The organism is Bradyrhizobium sp. MI1.4, from assembly GCF_055811315.1.
Genome location: NZ_JBVVPP010000002.1, coordinates 102,058 through 121,429, shown reverse-complemented (window position 1 = coordinate 121,429; position 19,372 = coordinate 102,058). Strand labels below are relative to the sequence as shown.

General features: G+C 65.1%; 17 protein-coding genes. 8 read left to right on the top strand and 9 right to left on the bottom strand.

Annotated elements, in window-relative coordinates:
• The coding region (locus AC0L23_RS02910; protein WP_473356771.1) for a protein-disulfide reductase DsbD domain-containing protein at positions 1 to 847 on the bottom strand (847 nt) is incomplete at its 3' end.
• A 142-nt stretch (positions 848 to 989) separates the two neighbouring features.
• Here AC0L23_RS02910 and AC0L23_RS02905 point away from each other — a divergent pair.
• Positions 990 to 1,634, top strand: a complete 645-nt coding sequence (locus AC0L23_RS02905) for a YqgE/AlgH family protein (protein ID WP_018454636.1) — start codon at positions 990 to 992, stop codon at positions 1,632 to 1,634.
• A gap of 158 nt (positions 1,635 to 1,792) precedes the next feature.
• Here the strand turns inward: AC0L23_RS02905 and AC0L23_RS02900 are convergent, their stop codons facing one another.
• A complete protein-coding gene (locus tag AC0L23_RS02900; protein WP_085351755.1) occupies positions 1,793 to 2,680 on the bottom strand; it encodes a TauD/TfdA dioxygenase family protein in 888 nt (295 codons plus the stop codon).
• Between the two features lie 201 nt (positions 2,681 to 2,881).
• On the bottom strand, positions 2,882 to 3,661 hold the full coding sequence (locus AC0L23_RS02895; protein ID WP_085385081.1) for an SDR family NAD(P)-dependent oxidoreductase: 780 nt from the start codon (positions 3,659 to 3,661) through the stop codon (positions 2,882 to 2,884).
• Positions 3,662 to 3,760: 99 nt separating this feature from the next.
• Between AC0L23_RS02895 and AC0L23_RS02890 the strand changes: the two genes are divergently transcribed.
• A complete protein-coding gene (locus tag AC0L23_RS02890; RefSeq protein ID WP_085351756.1) occupies positions 3,761 to 4,498 on the top strand; it encodes an SDR family NAD(P)-dependent oxidoreductase in 738 nt (245 codons plus the stop codon).
• Positions 4,499 to 4,571: 73 nt separating this feature from the next.
• Positions 4,572 to 4,940 (top strand): CsbD family protein, encoded by a 369-nt coding sequence (locus AC0L23_RS02885; RefSeq protein WP_018454632.1) that lies wholly within the window; start codon positions 4,572 to 4,574, stop codon positions 4,938 to 4,940.
• A 174-nt stretch (positions 4,941 to 5,114) separates the two neighbouring features.
• On the opposite strand, the gene AC0L23_RS02880 is transcribed toward AC0L23_RS02885, so the two are convergent.
• Positions 5,115 to 6,803 carry an SGNH/GDSL hydrolase family protein gene (locus tag AC0L23_RS02880; protein ID WP_085351757.1) on the bottom strand — a complete coding sequence of 563 codons (1,689 nt, stop codon included), beginning with the start codon at positions 6,801 to 6,803 and terminating at the stop codon, positions 5,115 to 5,117.
• A 215-nt stretch (positions 6,804 to 7,018) separates the two neighbouring features.
• Positions 7,019 to 8,416 carry a lytic murein transglycosylase gene (locus AC0L23_RS02875; protein ID WP_198957649.1) on the bottom strand — a complete coding sequence of 466 codons (1,398 nt, stop codon included), beginning with the start codon at positions 8,414 to 8,416 and terminating at the stop codon, positions 7,019 to 7,021.
• Positions 8,417 to 8,619: 203 nt separating this feature from the next.
• On the opposite strand from AC0L23_RS02875, the gene AC0L23_RS02870 reads away from it, so the two are divergent.
• The gene (locus tag AC0L23_RS02870; protein WP_085351843.1) at positions 8,620 to 9,495 is read left to right on the top strand and encodes a UTP--glucose-1-phosphate uridylyltransferase; all 876 of its coding nucleotides are present in this window, start codon (positions 8,620 to 8,622) and stop codon (positions 9,493 to 9,495) included.
• 106 nt (positions 9,496 to 9,601) lie between these two features.
• Here the strand turns inward: AC0L23_RS02870 and AC0L23_RS02865 are convergent, their stop codons facing one another.
• Positions 9,602 to 11,098 (bottom strand): sensor domain-containing diguanylate cyclase, encoded by a 1,497-nt coding sequence (locus AC0L23_RS02865; protein WP_085385082.1) that lies wholly within the window; start codon positions 11,096 to 11,098, stop codon positions 9,602 to 9,604.
• 144 nt (positions 11,099 to 11,242) lie between these two features.
• Here AC0L23_RS02865 and AC0L23_RS02860 point away from each other — a divergent pair, with 144 nt between their 5' ends.
• On the top strand, positions 11,243 to 11,512 hold the full coding sequence (locus tag AC0L23_RS02860) for a DUF7662 domain-containing protein (protein WP_018454627.1): 270 nt from the start codon (positions 11,243 to 11,245) through the stop codon (positions 11,510 to 11,512).
• A 12-nt stretch (positions 11,513 to 11,524) separates the two neighbouring features.
• Here the strand turns inward: AC0L23_RS02860 and AC0L23_RS02855 are convergent, their stop codons facing one another.
• Positions 11,525 to 14,401, bottom strand: a complete 2,877-nt coding sequence (locus tag AC0L23_RS02855; RefSeq protein ID WP_026232774.1) for an EAL domain-containing protein — start codon at positions 14,399 to 14,401, stop codon at positions 11,525 to 11,527.
• 154 nt (positions 14,402 to 14,555) lie between these two features.
• A complete protein-coding gene (locus AC0L23_RS02850) occupies positions 14,556 to 15,554 on the bottom strand; it encodes an NAD(P)H-quinone oxidoreductase (protein WP_085385083.1) in 999 nt (332 codons plus the stop codon).
• 111 nt (positions 15,555 to 15,665) lie between these two features.
• Here AC0L23_RS02850 and AC0L23_RS02845 point away from each other — a divergent pair, with 111 nt between their 5' ends.
• Positions 15,666 to 15,857 (top strand): DUF1192 domain-containing protein, encoded by a 192-nt coding sequence (locus tag AC0L23_RS02845; protein WP_007605502.1) that lies wholly within the window; start codon positions 15,666 to 15,668, stop codon positions 15,855 to 15,857.
• A 532-nt stretch (positions 15,858 to 16,389) separates the two neighbouring features.
• On the top strand, positions 16,390 to 16,899 hold the full coding sequence (gene rcdA, locus AC0L23_RS02840; RefSeq protein WP_085361612.1) for a protease adaptor protein RcdA: 510 nt from the start codon (positions 16,390 to 16,392) through the stop codon (positions 16,897 to 16,899).
• 88 nt (positions 16,900 to 16,987) lie between these two features.
• Here the strand turns inward: rcdA and rpmE are convergent, their stop codons facing one another.
• The gene (gene rpmE / locus AC0L23_RS02835) at positions 16,988 to 17,215 is read right to left on the bottom strand and encodes a 50S ribosomal protein L31 (protein WP_018454622.1); all 228 of its coding nucleotides are present in this window, start codon (positions 17,213 to 17,215) and stop codon (positions 16,988 to 16,990) included.
• 212 nt (positions 17,216 to 17,427) lie between these two features.
• On the opposite strand from rpmE, the gene AC0L23_RS02830 reads away from it, so the two are divergent.
• Positions 17,428 to 19,254, top strand: a complete 1,827-nt coding sequence (locus tag AC0L23_RS02830) for an ABC transporter ATP-binding protein/permease (RefSeq protein ID WP_085351760.1) — start codon at positions 17,428 to 17,430, stop codon at positions 19,252 to 19,254.
• Positions 19,255 to 19,372 lie beyond the last annotated feature (118 nt).

The window sequence follows — 19,372 nt, the reverse complement described above, 5'->3', positions numbered from 1 at the left end:
CCCACACCCACACCTTTTTTTTTTCCACCCGCCCCTCCGGCGCCGCCCCCCCCGCCTCCCCCGCCGGCGGGGCGCGGGGGGGGGGGGCGCGGGGGGCCAGGCCGTCGAGTTCTAAATAAAATCGCTTCACGCCCGGTGGGCTGGGCTCGACCGGCGCCGGGATGGGCAGCGCCCAATCGGGCGTCGGACCTTCCACGAACAGACTGACGGTGCGCGCATCCGGAACGACCACGTCGACCACCACATTCTTGGGCCCATCACGCTTCACGTCGCGGATGGTGAGCGGATTGGGATCGCCGATGGCGGCAGGTTTGGGCACGGTGTCGAGCGCTGCACGCAAATTGGCGTCCTCGGTCGAGGCGACGCTGTTGAAGCCAAGCTCGGCGCGGGCCTCGACTGGAATGCAAAGCTTTTCGCACACCGCATAATTGATCTCGGCGCGCAACGTCACCGGCTTGTCGGCCGCCTTGGCGATGATGCGCAGGGGCAGCACGATCTGGTCGTGATAGCCGATCGAATGGCCGCCCGCGCCGTCGTCGAATTTCTGCGGGGCCGGCCACATCACCGTCACCGCTTCGACATTGTCGGATTTCGAGAAATCGAAGCGCGGCGGAACGCCGGAATCGCCCGGCATGCGCCAATAGGTTTTCCAGCCGGGCTGGATCTGGAAGGCGATACCGCCGAGCAGGACGGCGCCGCTGCGCGATCCTGCCAGCAACCGCACCGCGGAATGTCCGTCGCGCTGCCACGGCGATGCGTCGTCGGCATGGGCCGCAAGCGCCAGCGAGGACGCGAGCAGGGTTGTCGCGACGCCAATCGCCGCACGCCGGGGAACTCTTGTCAGCATGGTACGTCTTTACAGGGTCGCCCGGCGGCAAACCATTGAATTGCTTGTGATGGATGCACTTGAATCAAGTCCCTGAAAGCCTTGATTTGACAGCGGCCCGGCCCGACATCAGGATAGGAATTGAAACCGGAGTGCTTCACCGATGGCTCCCACAGGCAAGAGGACGGGCGAAAGCACCCGCAAGCCAGCCCCCGCGCTCCCGAGTTCGGCGGGCTACCTCGACGGCCAGCTGTTGATCGCCATGCCCGTGATGGGCGACGAGCGCTTCGAGCGCTCGGTGATCTATCTCTGCGCCCACTCCGCCGAAGGCGCGATGGGCATCATCGTCAACCATCCGGCCGGCAGCATCGACTTCCCCGAGCTGTTGCAGCAGCTCGGCATCATCAACAAGGGCGAGCACATCAAGCTGCCGGAGAATGCCGAAAGCATGAAGGTGCTGCGCGGCGGTCCGGTCGATACCGGCCGCGGCTTCGTGCTGCATTCCAGCGATTTCTACATCGAGAATGCGACGCTCCGGATCGACGACGGCGTCTGCCTCACCGCGACCGTCGACATCCTGCGCGCGATCGCCAACGGCTCCGGCCCCAAGCACGCCATCCTGGCGCTCGGCTATGCCGGCTGGGCGCCGGGCCAGCTCGAGACCGAAATCCAGAGCAATGGCTGGCTGCATTGCGACGCGGATTCGGATTTGATCTTCGGCGACGACGTCGACGAAAAATACGGACGCGCGCTGCGCAAGATCGGCATCGATCCCGGCATGCTCTCGAACGAGGCGGGGCACGCGTAGCGCCTCAGTGTCGTCCTGGCGAAGGCCAGGACCCATTACCCAGGCTGCAATTGTTGAAGCAGGCTGGCAACCACCAGCCTTCGCCGAACTGGACACCGGTGGTAATGGGTCCTGGATCGGCGCTGCTTCGCTCGCTGGTCCAGGACGACTATGGAAAACTACTCCGCCGCCTGCTGCTGCACCGTTGGCTCCGTGCCCGCCACCGTCGCGCGGCGCATGTCACGGGGCTGCGACTGGTCGTAGCGGCGGACGCGGTGCATGGTCTGCCGGTTGTCCCACATCACGAGGTCATGCAGCTTCCATTTGTGGACGTAGACGAACTCGCTTTGTGTGGCGTGCTCGTTGAGATCGCGCAGCAGCAGCCTTCCCTCGGGGACGCTCATGCCGACAATCTTGCCGGCATGCGATGAGAGATAGAGCGACTTGCGGCGATGGACCGGGTGGGTGCGCACGAGACGTTGCAGCACCGGCTTGAACATCTCCTTCTCCTCGTCGGTGTATTCGGTGAAGCCCAGCGATCCCCGCGAATACATCAGCGAGTGCTCGCAGACGAGATCCTCGATCTCCGCCTTGGTCTCGTCGTCGAGCGCGTCATAGGCCGCCCGCATGTCGGCGAATTCGGTATTGCCGCCCTTCGGGTTGAGCACGCGGGCCGACAGCAGCGAGAATTTTGCCGGGATAGGGCGGAACGAGCTGTCGGAATGCCACAAGCAATTGCCGAGGTTGAACAGGTGCGCGCGGCTGTCCTTTGCCAGCGGCTTGCCGTCCTTGCCGAGATTGGAAACGTCGTTCAGGCCCGACTGGAGCCGGTAGTCCTTCTCCTTCGTGACCGTGCCGCCGCGCGCGTCCTCGCGCTGGCCGAAGTTTAGCGCAAAGGCCATCTGCTGTTCGTCGGTGATGTCCTGGTCGTGGAACACCAGCACTGCATATTTGTCCATGGCGGCTTCGATCTCGCGCGCCTCGGCCTCGGTGAGAGGTTGCCGCAGGTCGAGGCCCGAGACCTCGCCGACAAAATGTTTGTGAAGCTGCCGGATGGCGATCGTCATGACGTTTCTCCCGCGAACCGCGAGCGGTTGGTCCCGCTCTGTCGAGGAAAAAGTTACTCACGTAACAAGCGATGTCAACGCTGGGCGCGCATAGCTGCCCGTAGCCCGGATGGAGCGAAGCGTAATCCGGGGAGTCTTCCTGCCAGGTGAGAACCCCGGATTGCGCTGCGCTCCATCCAGGCTACGCACCTTTGGTGCCGCTTACGCGTTGCGCGCCATCAGGCCGCCGTCGACAGGGATGACCGCGCCGGTGAGGAAGGACGCTGCCGGCAGGCACAGGCTCAGCGTCATGTGCGCGACCTCTTCGGGATCACCGTAGCGGCCGAGTGCCGTGCGGCGCTTGGCGTAGATGGTCTTGTGCTCTTCCGAGATCCGGTCGGTGATGGCGGTGCGGATCGGTCCCGGGCAAATGCAGTTGACGGTGATGCCCTCGCGGCCAAGCTCCACCGCGAGCGAGCGGGTGAGGCTGGCGACGCCGCCCTTCGCCGCCGAATAGGGGCTGTGCAATGCGGTGGCGCCGAGCGCCTCGGTCGAGGCGATGTTGACGATGCGCGGGCTCTTCGACTTGCGCAAGTGAGGCAGCGCGGCGCGGATGATGCGCGGATGCGCCGTCAGCATCACCGCGAGGCCCTTGGCCCAGGCTTCCTCATAGGCGTCGTCGTCGATCGCGACGCGCACGGAGATGCCGGCATTGTTGACGATGATGTCGAGTCCACCGAAATGTGCAGCGACGTCGCCGACCACGCGCTTGATCTTATCGCCGTCGGCAACGTCGAGCTTCCAGGCTTTCGCGGCGCCGCCGCTTGCCACGATCTCCTTCGCGACGGCCAGCGCGCCCTGCTCGTCATAATCGGTGACGGCAACGTTCGCGCCCTCAGTGGCAAACACGCGCGCCGTCGCGCGTCCCATGCCGCTGGCCGCGCCGGTAACGAGAACGGTCAGGCCCTTCACGGACCGGCTGAGTTGTTTGAAATCGGCCATGCTGTTTCCTCTGAGCCCTGCTTGTTCTTGTTGTGATTGACAAGGCTGTCATCGATCCGCAGACAGGTCAAACAAGCAAGACAATGGGAGAGGCCAGCGATGACGAACGAGCTCGATTTCTCAGGCAAGCAGGTGCTGGTTGTCGGCGGATCCAGCGGCATCGGCAACGGCATTGCGCAAGCCTTTCGCGTCAGGGGCGCGCAAGTTGCGGTCTGCGGCACGCGTGCTCACGCGAAGGAATATTCGCAAGCTGAAGGCTCGGATCTCACCGGTCTTTCCTATGCGCAGCTCGACGTCGGCAATGCCGGAGCGGTCGAAGCGTTCAAGCCGTCGTTCGATCGGCTCGATATCCTGGTGCTCGCACAGGGCGTGGTGCTCTATCGCCGCGGCGAGTTCGAGATGGCGGGCTTTCGCAAGGTCGTCGAGGTCAATTTGATGAGCCTGATGGCCTGCGCCACGCGCTTCCATCCCATGTTGCGGGACGCGCGGGGATCGCTGATTATGGTGTCCTCGACCGCGGCCTATCATTCCACCATGGGCAATCCCGCTTACAACGCGTCGAAGACCGGCGCGGTCGGACTAACCCGGACGCTGGGCGAGGCCTGGGCCGAAGATGACATCCGCGTCAACGGCATCGCGCCCGGTCTGGTCGACACCAAGATGACGAAGGTGACGACCGACAATCCCAAGCGGCTCGAAGGTGCACTTTCACGCATTCCGCTGCGGCGATTGGGCACCCCGGCTGACATGGCGGGCGCGGCGCTGTTCCTGGCATCGCCGCTGTCGTCCTACATCATCGGCCAGACATTGGTCGTCGACGGCGGGCTGATTCTCTGAGTCCAATTTCAAGTCAGATGGAACTGCGCCGCTCCTGATCGGTTACTTGGGCTGACCCCCGAGGAGGAGCATCATGGATAAGGATCGGATTGTCGGATCGGCCAAGGAATTCGCCGGACGCGCGGAAGGCGCTATCGGAGATTTGGCTAGCGATACGCAGACACAGGCGTCCGGCAAGGCACGCGAAGCCGCCGGCAGTGTGCAGAATCTTTACGGCCAGGCCAAGGATGCCGTACGTGACGCCACGGACACCGCGGCAAGCTATGCCAAGGACGCCTACGACAAGCCGGCCGAAACGTTGCGTGACGGCTCGCAGGCGATTGCCCAGAAGGTGCAGGACAACCCGATGGGCGCGCTGCTGGTCGCCGGCGGCATCGGCTTTGCACTGGCACTGCTGATGGCGCGGCCTTCGCGCCGCCCGCCGCCGCGCTGGCGCTACTAGGCTAAAGCCAACGCGCGATAAGCATCAGGGCCCCGGACGCAGCGCGGCGCGTACGCCGCGTTGCCGAGCCGGGGCCCATTCTTTTTGTGACTGTCGGACGAGCTGGGTCCCGGCTCTGCGCAGCAGCGTTTCCCGCTGCAGCGCGTCCGGGACACGAGAGCTCAGCTTAGAAAATTATCGGAACACTTCCGCCGATCGCCCGACGTTGCCAGGCGGACGCGGGATCGCAGGGTTGGGATTCGGATTGCGCGGCGCCGGCGCCAATTGACGCGGCGGGGGCGGCGGCGAGCCAAAGCCGAAGAAATCGCGCATCGATGGCGCTGCCTGTGCCGGTTGCTGCGGCGCCGGTGGCTTCTTCGGCGCAAGCTTTGGCGGGGCGATCGCCGCGGCCGCACCCGGCGTACCGCGATCGGGTGTCGTCGTGGCGACCGGCGTATCGCCCTTGGCCTGCTCGCGGCCGACTTCGCGGCGCGGCCAGGCATAATCGTCGGCGCGGCCGGCGGGCGCAGCCAGTGGCTCGCCCTTCACCATCGTCTTCGCAGCGAGCGCATCGACGGCGGCAGGACGTGAGCCCGGCCCACCCAGCAATTGATCGGTCGAGATCGAGGCCGCAACCAGCGGCACGATCGGACCGGCCAGCGGCCGCGGCGCGGGCTTGCCGGGTTCGGCACTGGTGTCGGGGGTCGCCGGTTCGCTCGGCAGCGCGATCGGGCCGGAGCGCCCGGCGAGCAGGCGGGTGATCTCGCGCTCGACATAGTGGGCGAGCTTGCGCGCGCCGGGTTTCGTGAAATAGACGCCGTCACCGCTGCGGAGCTGACGGATCTGGCCTTCGAAGTCCGGGCCCTTCTGCAAGAAGCGGCCGGCTTCGTCGACAAAGCCGTCCCAGACGTCGACATAGGTGATGCCGGCCTTGGCCGCGCCTTCGCGATAGAGCGAATCCAGGAACAGCATGTCCGCAGTGCCCTTGGGGCCACGGATGGCGGGCAGGCCGACCCAGAGCACCGGCACGCCCTTGGACTTGAGGACGTTGGCGAGCTCCTCGATCTTCTTGCCGTAGAGCTCGACCCAGCGCTCGTCGCGGAATTCGTAAAGGCCGTTCGGGTTGCGCGCGGTCTTCTCGGGCGCGGCGACCGCCGGTGCGTCAGCGTTGTCGGCATCATCCTGCGGCAGGTCGGCATCGGCCGGCTTGTCATCCGGCTTCGCGGCGGTGTCGCCGGGCTTGGCATCGGCAGGCTTGGCCGGTGGTTTGCCGCGCGCGCCCTTGTCGTTCTTCTTGTCCTTGTCCGTCGCCTTGTCCGATTTATCGGGTGCTGCCGCCTCGCGGATCGCGATGCGGTCGTTGAGGCCGAGCATCACCACGATCACGTCGGGCTTCTCGGTCTCGAGAATGCCCTTCGCAGCAGCGGTCCAGTCCGAGGGCTCGCCTTTGGGCTGGTACTTGATCAGGCCCGACGTGGTCTTGTGCTTGCGGATCACGCCCATGTCGGGCTGCTCGGTGTAGGCGTCCTCCAGGCCGTAGGCGAGCCAGTCAGCCATGGCGTCGCCGATCACCAGCACGTTCCTGTCGGGAATGGTGTCGCGCTTGGCCGGCGCCGGTGCGCGCGAAAAATCCTGGCGCGGCGCTTGCGGCTGTTGCTGCTGGAACGGCGCGAAGAAGTCGCCGCCGAACCATCCGCCGCCTCCGCCTCCGCCGTTGCGCGGCGGCGGCGGAGCCGAGCGCTGCGGCGGGCCGCCGAAGCCGGGGAAGTTGAAGAACTGCGCCGAGGCGGGTCCCGCGACCGACACCAGAATCGCAAGCGCCGTCCCCAGCGCGATCAGCGGGCCAGTCTCGGTCAGCACCTTGAACAGGGACTTCTTCGACATGCGATCTCGGCACGTGCAATAGGGATCAGGACAGGCTCGATATAATAACGGAATCGGGCGCCAAACGGGCAGATTCTCTTTCAGATTCTCTTCAGATCCTTGAGATTCTGGGCCCAGATTCTCGGCCCAGAATTATTGGCCCATACACGGCGAACCGCCGCCCCGGTCAAGACTGCCGGCCAAAATCCCTGTTCAGGGTTACTTTCGGCGCGATTTTATTGCCCGCGCAGCCGATTCAGCGCATCAGAGGAGGCAAATCCGTCCGCGGGGACCCCGATCGAGGCCTGGAAGTTGCGCAGGGCTTCCCGGGTCTGGCCGCCGAACTGGCCGTCCGGGGTGCCCTTGTAGAAGCCGCGCTGGGCCAGCAGCTGCTGGAGTTCCAGCCGCTCGGTCCGGGACAGCTCCCGTTCCTGCCGCGGCCAGGGCTGAACGAACGGCTGGCCGCCGCGGAGGCGATCGGCGAAATGGCCAATCGCCAGCGCATAGGCCTCGGCCGGGTTGTACTTCATGATGACCCGGAAGTTCTGCAGCATCAGGAAGCCGGGCCCTTGGGCACCGGCCGGCGCCAGCAGATAGGCCTTCTCGGCTGGATGCGGGAAGGGCTGGTTGGTCGGGCGCTTGAGGCCGAGCTTCTCCCACTGCGCTACCGTCATCGCCTTGGCGCGGTCGGCCAGCATGTAGTTGAAGCCTTGGGGCACCACGACCTCGTAGCCCCAGGTCTGGCCGGCCTGCCAGCCGTCCTTCTTCAGATTGTTGGCGGTCGACGCAATCAGGTCGGAGGGATTGTCGACGACGTCACGCCGGCCGTCGCCGTCGCCGTCCACGGCAAAGCGCTTGAATGCGGTCGGCATGAACTGGGTCGGGCCGAAGGCGCCGGCCCAGGAGCCGCGCAATTGTTCGGGCCTGAGATCGCCGCGGTTGAGGATCTCCAGCGCGGAGAGGAATTCGTCCTTGAAGTAAGCCTGGCGGCGGCCGATGCAGGCGAGCGTCGCGGTCGATTGCAGCACGCTGCGGTCGCCCATCTGCGTCGAGTAGTTGGACTCGATGCCCCAGATCGAGGCGATGACATAACGATCGACGCCGGTGGCTTTTTCGGTGGCCTCGAACTGCGCCTTGTATTTGGCCAGGACCTCGCGGCCCTTGGCGAGGCGGTTGTCGTTCACGAGGATGTCGAGATAATCCCAAATCGACTTGGTGAACTCGGGCTGCGAATCCATCAGGTCCATGATGCGCAGATCGGGCGCGAGGCCTGCCGTGAAGCGCTGGAAATCTTCCTGCGTGATGTTGCGCCGTGCGGCATCGGGCCACATGCCTGCGACGCAATTGTTGAAGTTACCCGCGGCCTCTCGGATCGCGGCGGCTGTCATCAGCGGATGCCCGGAGGCGCCATCCTCGCCGGTCCAAGGTTGAACTCCCGTTTGAGCGCCGCTGGGCCCGGGCGCTGCTGGCGAAGGCGCCTGGTTCGGGCCGGAGAAAATACCGCCGAACAGATTGGACAAACCGTTCTGAGCCTGCGCGCTGGCGGGAAGTGGGAACAGCAGGGCGGTCGCAATCATCGTCGCACCGGTCACGGACCCGCCCCGTTTTGCCAGCCCTGCCATTGATTGCATCATGTCCACACCTGTCCGGCCAAAATCCGCCCTCAGGAGGCCTGGTTACGGTTGCCAACAGCTTAACAAAGGTGAAATTTTGATGGTGGCCTTTTTCTTAACTCTGTGAGGATGAGGCCCCACATCCGCCTTTGTTGGCGGCTGCAAACAAGCTAGCAAGATGCCATTGCTCCCTTCACGTGTTCCTCAGGTATTCGATCAATCCCATGAAAATCCGCAAAGCCGTATTTCCCGTTGCCGGCCTCGGCACCCGCGTCCTGCCCGCCACCAAGGCGATGCCGAAGGAAATGCTGACGATCGTCGACAAGCCGCTGATCCAGTACGTCTATGACGAGGCCCGGGAAGCCGGCATCGAGCACTTCATCTTTGTCACCGGCCGCAACAAAAATGTCATCGAAGATCATTTCGACCGGATGTTCGAGCTCGATGCGACGCTGGCCGCGCGCGGCAAGAAGACCGAGCAGGACGTTCTGGCGCAGAACCAGCCGGAGGCCGGCGCCGTCAGCTTCACCCGCCAGCAGGCGCCGCTCGGCCTCGGTCACGCGGTCTGGTGCGCACGCGACATCGTCGGCAACGAACCGTTCGCGGTCGTGCTGCCGGACGAACTCGTGCTCAATTCGCCCGGCTGCCTGAAGCAGATGATCGACACCGCCAGCAAGCTCGGCGAAAAATCCAACGTCATCGCGGTCGAGGCGGTGCCCGACCATCTGACCCATCAATACGGCATCTGCGGCGTCGGCAAACGCACCGGCAAGATGTTCGAGGTCGACGGCATGGTCGAGAAGCCGGCCAAGGGCACCGCGCCCTCCAACCTCTCGATCACCGGCCGCTACATCCTGCAGCCGGAGATCTTCAAGATCCTGGAGACCCAGGAGCGCGGCGCCGGCGGAGAGATCCAGCTCACCGATGCCATGATCGGCCTCGCCAGATCGCAAAGCTTCTACGGCGTCGAGTTCGAGGGCGAGCGCCATGATTGCGGCTCCAAGCCCGGCTTCCTCCGCGCCAACATCGCCTACGGACTGAAGCGGCCGGAGCTGCGTGACGGGCTCATTGCGGAAATGAAGAAGTATTTGGGGCAGTAGCGCTCCGATCGTCATTGCGAGGAGCGAAGCGACGAAGCAATCCAGGCTGTCTTCGCGGAGACAGTCTGGATTGCTTCGCTTCGCTCGCAATGACGAAACGAAACCCTCACGCCACTAGCGACAGCTTCGGCAAGCTTGCGACCACCGACTGGTTGCGGCCGCCGGCTTTTGCGGCGTAGAGCGCCTTGTCGGCGGCGGCGACCAGGATCGGCCAGTCCATGCCGGTGGTGGGAACGAGGCTCGCGATGCCGCAGGACACCGTGGAGCTCGTGTGGTCGTCGGACCATCCCTGCACCTTGGCGCGGATCTTCTCGGCCACCAGGAGGGCGTCCGTGACCGAGGTGCCCGGCAGCAGCACGGCGAATTCCTCACCGCCATAGCGCGCGGCGCAGTCGCCGGCGCGGCTCACCGAATCGGAAATGCAGATGGCGATGCCGACCAGCACCTGGTCGCCGGCCTGGTGGCCGAACGTGTCGTTGTAGGCCTTGAAGTGATCGGCATCGATCATCAACAGCGCGATCGGCGTCTGCTGCCGCATCGCGCGGCGCCATTCGACGTCGATCACCTGGTCGAACTTGCGGCGGTTCTTCAGACCGGTGAGCGCGTCGGTCGTCGCCATCTGCTCGAGCTTGCGCTCGGCCTCGGCGCGCCGGCCGATCTCGCGCGCGAGCACCAGCGTCGATGCCAGCATGAACAGGCTGAGCGCCACGACCACGGCGCCGATGCGGTAGGCTTCCCTCTGCCAGAGCTCGAACACGGTGTTCAGTGGCTTACCTGCCACCACGAATAGCGGGCTGGTCCCACCGCTGCGGACATAGAGCCGCGGCGTGCCGTCGATCGGCCCCTGTCCGGCGAATGCGCTGCCGACCTTCAGATTTTCGGCCTTCCAGACCGGCCGGTCGGCCAGATTCGTGCCGATCACGTCGAGATCAAACGGCCGCCGCATCATGACGGTACGGTCGCGCCTGAGCACGGTGATGGTATCGTCGGGATCGAGGCTCAGCCGCTCGAACAATTCGTGGAAATAGCTGAAGCGGATCGAGCCGGCGACGACGCCGAGGAAGCCGCCGTCGGTGTCGCTGATGCGCCGGCTCAGCACGATCGAATAAGCGCCGCGGAACAGCATGGGACGGCTGATGAAGAGCCCGGCTTGCGGATTGTCCCGATGGGCCTTGAAGTAATCCTCGTCGCCCCGGTTCACGACAACGGGATCGAGCGTCGAGGCGTCAATGGTCAACCGGCCGTCGGCGTCGAACACCTGGATCGCGCCGAAATGCCTCGCCGTGGTCGAATGGTCGAACAGGATGAGGTGACGGATCGGCTTCGAGACCGTGGCGATTTCCGGCAGCAGCATGTTGCTGGCGACCGCCTTAAGGGCCAGATCGTAGATCTCGATGTTGCGGCTGACGTCGGACTCGATGGTCGTCGCCAGGTTTTCCAGCGTCTGGCGGGCGAGCGCCTCCTCGCCGCGGCGCATGTCCAGCATGACGTTGACGCAAATGGCGGAAAAGCCGATCACCGTCACCACGGACGAGATGATCAGCAGCTTCGCCGAAAGCCGCCATGGCCGGCGGGCCGTGACGTCGCGCCATCGAGACAACATCGTTTGCTCCCGACACCAGTGAATGCGCCCGAAAGCTTGAGTAGTGTTTAAGCCGGGACGGCGCTGCCGGAATGAGTTAAAAATTGGTTTCCGCGGCTCACGTTTTTGGGCAAAGCGGAGCTTCGACCAGCGAAGAGGACAGCGGTGAACGACTACGACGCGTTGCGCGATTATCTGATGCGGCAGAAGCAGGCGGAATTCGTGCTGACCTATGAACAGATCGAAGAGATTATCGGCGCGGCCCTGCCGCGCGCGGCGAATCGTGCCTCATGGTGGGACAGCCTGCGCAGCCCGGATATCCAGATGCCGCAACGCGAAGCCTGCCTCGCCGCGGGTTTCAAGGCGATGCGGATGCCGGACGGTGCGAGCGTGCGGTTCACCAAGCTGAAGAGTGACCGGCGCAGGCCTGGGTGAGGCGAAGGGAAGCTAGCTCGCCGCTTCCAGGCGCACTTCCGTGAGCAGGCGCATCGCGGCGTCGGCATCCATGGGTTCGCCAAAGGCAAACCCTTGCGCGTATTCGCAGCCCATCTGGTAGAGCTCGACCGCGTCGGAATCGGTCTCGGCACCTTCGGCGACCACGTCCATGCCGAGGTCGTGCGCGAGCGCGATGATGGACTTCAGGATCACCGGGCGGGTGCCGCGGTTGGTGGTGCGCACGAAGGACTGGTCGATCTTGATGGTGTCGAACGGGAAGCGCTGCAGATAGGCCAGTGACGAATGGCCGGTGCCGAAATCGTCGAGCGACAGCCCGGTGCCGAGTTCGCGGATGCGCGTCAGCATCTGCGCCGCGTGCTCCGGATTCTCCATCACCAGCGATTCCGTCAGCTCCAGCTTCAGCGTGCCGCGCGCGACCGAGGAGCGCGACAGCACGGTGCGGATGTCGTGGATCAGATCGTGGCGCAGCAATTGCCGCGAGGAGACGTTGACCGATGCGAAGATCGGCTCGCGCGAGCGCATCGCGCGCTGCCAGATCGAGAGCTGCTTGGCGGTCTGGTCGAGCACGAACATGCCAAGGTCGATGATCAGGCCAGTCTCTTCCGCGATGGTGATGAATTCCGAGGGCGCCATGCGTCCGAGCTTGGGATGATCCCAGCGCACCAGCGCCTCGAAGCCGGCGACCGAACGGTCTTCAAGCCGCACGATCGGCTGGTACAGGATCGTGAGCTCCTGCCGCTCGATGGCGCGGCGCAGTTCGCTCTCCAGCGTCAGCCGGTCGGTTTTTCGCGCGCGCATCGCGGACTTGTAGACGTCGATGCGGTCGCCGCCGATGCGCTTGGAGTGATACATCGCGAGCTCGGCGTCCTTGATGATCTCGTCCGTGAGCTGAACTTGCGGATCGGACAAGGCGAGGCCGATCGAGGCCGTGAGAAAGATCTCGCGTTCGTTGAAGGCGATCGGCGCGCGGATGGTCTTGCGGATGGTCTCGGCGAAGGCGGTGATGCGGGCGGGGTCCTGCTCCGAGAGCAGGATCAAGCCGAACTGGTCGCCGGCGAGCCGCGCCAGTGTATCCTGCGGCTTCAGGATGCGGGTGAGGCGGCGGGCCAGCGTCAGCAGGATGGAATCGCCGACCGCGATGCCGACGGAATCGTTGACCTGCTTGAAGCGGTCGAGGTCGATCACCATCAGCGTCGGCCGCAGCGTCGGCATGGTCTTGGCGAAATGCGCGACGGCGCCGAGCCGGTCCATGAACAGCTTGCGGTTGGGCAGGCCGGTGAGATTGTCATGCACCGAATCGTGCAGCAGGCGCTCCTCGGCGTTGCGCAGCTCGGTGACGTCGGTGAGGGTGCCGACCACGCGCGAGACCTCGCCGTCGGAGCCGACCACCGGGCGCGCCTTCAGCGCGAACCACATGAAGTGACCGTCCGGCGTGCGCAGGCGGAAATCCTGCACCAAGCGGCCGCGGCGCTGGTCGAGCACGCTGTCGAGCGCGGCGCGGAAACGGTCCTGGTCGAGCGGGTGCAGCACTTCGAGCCAGGAGGCGGCCGGGCCTTCCAGCGTGCCGCGCTTGAGGCCGAGCAGGGCCTCGGTCTCAGGGCTGGTAAAGACCTTGTCGGCGGACACGTCCCAGTCCCAGATCAAATCGCCGGAACCGGCCAGCGCCAGCGCGCGGCGCTCGATGTCGGAGACGACGCCGGTGGTGGCGCCGCCGCCGGCGAACGCATGCTGCATCACCGTGAAGCCGATCAGCATCACGATCAGCACGAGGCCGCCGAGCAGCGCAGGGCCGACGATGTCGTTGGTGACGGAGCCTGCGACCGTCATGCCGGCCGCGACCACCCAGACCACCAGCAGGAACCAGGTCGGGATCAGCAGCACAGCGCGGTCGAAGCCGTGGGTGGAGAGATAGACGATCAGCGCGAAGCCGGCGAAGGCAATCAGCACCAGCGATATGCGCGCGATGCCGGAGGCCACCGCAGGGTCGAACAGGGCCAGCGCCACCAGTGATCCCAGGAACGCGAGCCAGCCCACGGTGATGTGGGAATAGCGCACGTGCCATCGACTGAGATTGAGATAGGCGAACAGGAACACCAGCAGCGTCGCCGCCAGGATCGCCTCACCCGCCGCGCGCCAGATGCGCTCGGCGTTGTTCGACATGTCGAGCACCTTGCCCCAGAAGCCGAAATCGACGCCGATATAGACCAACACCGCCCAGGCCAGCGCCGCGGCGGCCGGGAACATGATGCTGCCCTTGACCACGAACAGGATTGTCAGCACCAGCGCCAGCAAGCCGGAGATGCCGATCACGATGCCCTGGTACAGCGTGAACGAGTTGACCTTGTCCTTGTAGGATTCCGGCTCCCACAGATAGAGCTGCGGCAGCTTGTCGGTGCGCAGCTCCGCGACGAAGGTGACGACCGCGCCGGGATCGAGGGTGACGCGGAAGACGTCGGCGGTCGGGCTCTCCTGCCGCTCCGGCCGGTCGCCGGTCGAGGGCGTGATGGTCGCGATGCGCGACAGCCCGAGGTCGGGCCACAGCAGCCCCGAGGAGACGATACGGTAATGCGGGGCGACGATCAGGCGGTCGAGCTGGTCGTCGGTGTTGTTGGCGAGCGCGAACACCACCCAGTTCTGGCCGCCTTCGCGGGCGCGCACCTCGATGCGGCGGACGATGCCGTCGGTGCCGGGCGCGGTCGAGACCTGGATGCGGTCGGCGTCGCTGCGCTGATGCTCGAGCACGCCGGTGAGGTCGATCGCGGGCGCGTCACCGCGGACGCTGACAGCGTCCAGCGCGCGCGCCGGGAACGCGCAGACGAGAATCATGAGGCCCAGCGCTATGGGCGCGAGGCACCTGATCAGACGCAAGGTCAGTTCTCCGCGTTCGACGCAAACTCTTCGGTGCAGGCTCTTCGGTGCACGGCGTTTTCCGAACGGAACAAGGTGGTTCGGTGCGTCGCGATAGATGCCACGAAAGCAAGGAAAATCAAAGGGTTTCCGGCTTGCCCTGTGGGCCGTTGGCCTAGACCTCCAACACAATTTTGCCAATATGTGCCGAGGTTTCCATCCGCCGGTGCGCGTCGGATGCCTTTTCCAGCGGGAAAGTGCTGTCCATCAGCGGCTTGACGCGGCCTTCGCGCAAAAGCGGCATCACTTTCGCCTCGATCGCGGCCACCATCGCCGCCTTGTCCGCATTACTACGGGGGCGCAGCGTCGAGCCGGTATGGGTCAGGCGCTTCACCATCACCTTGGCGATGTTGACGGTGACCTTGGGCCCGTTGAGGGTCGCGATCTGCACGATGCGGCCGTCGAGCGCTGCGGCGTCATAGTTGCGATCGACATAGTCGCCGGCGACCATGTCGAGGATCAGATTGGCGCCGGCATTGTTGGTCTCCGCCTTGACCACGGCGACGAAGTCTTCGGTCTTGTAGTTGATGGCACGATCCGCGCCGAGCTTGAGGCAGGCATCGATCTTGTCCTGCGATCCCACGGTGACGATCACCTTGGCGTCGAAAGCTTTTGCGAGCTGGATCGCCATGGTGCCGATGCCGGAAGAGCCGCCGTGGATCAGCAGCGTCTCGCCGGCCTTCAGGGCGCCGCGCTCGAACACATTGTGCCAGACCGTCATCAGTGTTTCCGGCAGTGCGCCGGCTTCCTTGATCGACAGCGACGGCGGCACGCTCATCGCCTGACCGTCCTGCGCGATGCAGTACTGCGCATAACCGCCACCGGCGACCAGCGACATCACCTTGTCACCGATCTTGTGCCGCTTGGCGTTGCTGCCGACGGCCACCACTTCGCCGGCGATTTCGAGGCCGGGCAGGTCGCTGGCGCCGGGCGGCGGCGGATAGGCGCCGGAGCGCTGCGCGACGTCGGGCCGGTTGACGCCGGCGGCCTGCACCTTGACTAGGATCTCGTCGGGGCCGGGCTGCGGCAGCGCCCGTTGTTCCGGCACCAGCACTTCCGGTCCGCCGGGTTTCGAGATGGCGACCACGGTCATTTGCGCGGGCAGCTTGTCCATGATGTGTCCTTGAGCAAAGGTGCGGGATGGAACGAGGCCATTGCTTAGCCAGCGGGGTGCAGGCTGGCAACCGCCTCAGCCGCTTGTGAGGCGAACGCAGGAGGAACCAGGATGGCGATGGAAGACGACGACCGCCCGCGCAAGAAGATCAGCCATGACATCGGACAGGATCTCTCACTGTTGTCGGTGGAAGAACTGACCGAGCGCATCGCGCTGCTCAAGGGCGAGATCGCAAGATTGGAAGAAGCCGCAACAAAGAAACGCGCCTCGCGCGATGCGGCCAACAGCGTTTTCAAGAAGTAGGCTCGAAACAATAGCTGTCGTCCCGGCGGAGGCCGGGACCCATACGCCGTGCGAGCAGTTTTCCGAAGACTCGGAGTTGCCGGCTCGCGCGACGACTTTTCCCTGTGGCTAAGGGCCCCCCGTGCGCAATTGCGCACTAGGCCGGGGCGACGGGGAGAGTTTGTTCCGCAGCTCACTCGCCACTGACCGACATGGCTAACGAACCCTCAAGATAATCGCTCGTTTACTCCACATTAAGCTTTCGAGTTTATGACTGGGAACTGTCCTTGTTTGGACACCGAGTGGCTCCTGTCCACTCTGTTTGACGCCTCCCTGTTATCAACTTTCAAAGCCGCCGGTTTTCCGGCGGCTCTTTTTTTTGCGCCCAGCTCCGCTTTTTTTCGTCTCGCACCGGTTGAATTCCGGGCAAAGACCCGCGGAAACCATATCCGCGCTTGTCACTGGACTCGGCGTCCGGCCCGCGCAATGATTTGTTCATCATAAGCCGGTGCCAAAGCCGGGCAGTCAGACAGTTGCGTAAGGGGCGTTAACCATGGAACGTTTGCAAGCCGAAGGCGCTCTCGTTCAACTCAGCGAGCGGTTCACCAATTCTGCGGCGTTCGGCGTTCTGTTCCGTGAGGGCATGGACCTGGTCGAGGAGACCGCCGCCTATCTCGATGGCGCCGGCCGCTCCGAGGCCAAGGCGCTCGATCGTGCCGTCAGCCTCACCTATGCGACCGAGAGCATGCGCCTGACCACCCGCCTGATGCAGCTCGCCTCGTGGCTGCTGCTGCATCGCGCCGTGAAGGAAGGCGAGATGACGCTGGGCCAGGCCAATCGCGAAAAGACCAAGGTCAAGCTCTCCGCCGCCGATCCCGGTCCCACCGACACCATCGAGAAGCTGCCGTCGCAGCTCCAGGATCTGATCCATCGCTCGATGAGCCTCCAGACTCGCGTGCGCCGCCTGGACACCACCATCCACACCCCGCCGGTCGATCATTCCTCGATCGGCAACCCGCTGGTGCCGCATCTCAACGCGTTGAAGGCGGCGTTCGAGCGGTAAGCTCCCGTCACTGCGACGAGCGCCCCCAAAACAAAAAACGCCCCCGGCTCTCCGGGGGCGTTTTCGTCTCCAGCCTCGAGGGGCCGGATCAATCCTTTTTGAGAAAGCCCGAAAACTTCTTCTGGAAGCGCGAGACGCGGCCGCCGCGATCCAGCAGCTGCGCGTTGCCGCCGGTCCAGGCCGGGTGCGACTTGGGGTCGATGTCGAGGTTCAGCGTGTCGCCTTCCTTGCCCCAGGTGGAGCGGGTCAGGTACTCGGTTCCGTCGGTCATCACGACCTTAATCGTATGATAGTTCGGGTGAATTTCGGCTTTCATGGCAATTCCTCGGCGCCCCGGCGCCTCACTTGAGTGGCTATCGAATGACGGATTTGGCGCGGTCTATACCCCACGAGGCCCTGTAAAACAAGCCATTGCAGGGCCTTAGTAGGGGACCGGGCGGCCCCCTAAGGGACATCCCGGATTTGCCACTCCCGCTCGCCCGGCCTATCTGGAGCGGAGCACCTCTCTTTGTCTTTTGGTCGGATCTCATGAGCGCAGTAGAACGGCTTGAAACCGGGTCCGCGGAAGCCCCGTCGATCGAGGCCGACCTGATCGAGGCGCCGGCGAAGAGCCGCGCGAAGCTGCGGCCGCTGTTGGCGCTCGCGCCCTATGTCGCCCGCTATCGCGGCCGGGCGGCGCTGGCCTTCGTCGCGCTGACGATCGCGGCACTGACCACCCTGCTGGTGCCGGTCGCGGTGCGCAGGATGATCGATTTCGGCCTGACGCCTGAGGGCATCGAGCTGATCAACAGCTACTTCTCGGTGATGATCGCCGTCGTCGCCGTGCTCGCGCTGGCGAGTGCCGCGCGCTACTACCTCGTGATGACGATCGGCGAGCGCATCGTCGCCGATCTCAGGCGTGACGTCTTCGCCCATCTGCTGTCGCTGTCGCCGGCCTTCTTCGATTCCGCGCGCAGCGGCGAGCTGGTGTCGCGCCTCACCGCCGACACCACCCAGATCAAATCCTCCGTCGGCGCCTCGGTCTCGATCGCGCTGCGCAATCTGATGATGTTCTTCGGTGCCGCGGCGATGATGGTGATCACCAGCCCGCGGCTGTCGGGCTTCGTGCTGCTCGCCATTCCCCTGATCGTGCTGCCGCTGGTCGCCTTCGGGCGCTGGGTGCGCCGTCTGTCGCGCAATGCGCAGGACACGCTGGCCGAGGCCTCCGCCTATGCGAGCGAGCTGGTCGGTGCGATCCGTACCGTGCAGGCCTATACCAGCGAGAGCCTCGCCGAGAAGCGCTTCGGCGGCGAGGTCGAGCAGGCCTATGAAGCCGCGCGCACCTCCACGCAGGCCCGTGCCGTGCTCACCGCCATCATCATCTTCATCGTGTTCGCAAGCGTGGTCGCGATCCTCTGGATCGGCTCGCACGACGTGCTGACCGGCACCATCACGCCGGGCCGGCTCGGCCAGTTCGTGCTCTATGCGGCCTTCGCCGCGGCCGGCCTCGGCCAGCTCAGCGAAGTCTGGGGCGAGATCTCGGCGGCATCAGGCGCTGCCGAGCGCCTGTTCGAGATCCTGCATGTGCAGCCCGACATCACGGCGCCCGCTTCGCCGCGCGCGCTGCCGGTGCCGGCGCGCGGCGAAGTCGGCTTCGACCATGTCAGCTTCGCCTATCCGGCGCGGCGCGACGTCAATGTGCTCGATGCCGTGTCGTTCGCCGTGCGTCCCGGCGAGAAAGTCGCGATCGTCGGTCCGTCCGGCGCCGGCAAGAGCACGATCTTTCATCTCTTGTTGCGCTTCTACGATCCGCGCAGCGGCGCGATCTCGCTCGACGGCGTGCCGGTCAAATCCGCCGATCCCCGCGAATTCCGTTCGCGTATCGCGCTGGTGCCGCAGGAATCCAACGTGTTCGCGGCCAGTGCCCGCGACAACATCCGCTTCGGCCGACCCGATGCCACCGATGCCGAGGTCGAGCGCGCGGCCGAGCTCGCGCACGCCGCCGAGTTCATCCGCCGTCTGCCCGAAGGTTTCGACACCCCGCTCGGCGAGCGCGGCGTGACGCTGTCCGGCGGCCAGCGCCAGCGCATCGCGATTGCGCGTGCGATCCTGCGCGATGCGCCGCTGCTGCTGCTCGATGAAGCCACCTCCGCGCTCGATGCCGAAAGCGAGACGCTGGTGCAGACCGCGCTGGAAGAGCTGATGCGCCACCGCACCACGCTCGTCATCGCGCACCGCCTCGCAACCGTCTTGTCGTGCGACCGCATCCTGGTGATGGACCAGGGCCGGATCGTCGAGCAGGGCACGCATGCGGAGCTCGTCGCTGCGAACGGGCTCTATGCCAGGCTGGCGAGGTTGCAGTTCGAGGGGGCGTGAGGCGAGGTAGTCTGGACTGCCGCTTCATTCAGGCTGTCATCCCCCGCGCAGGCGGGCGATCGAGACGGAAGTGATCAAGCGATAAGCCGCGGCGTACTGGATTCCCCGCCTCCGCGGG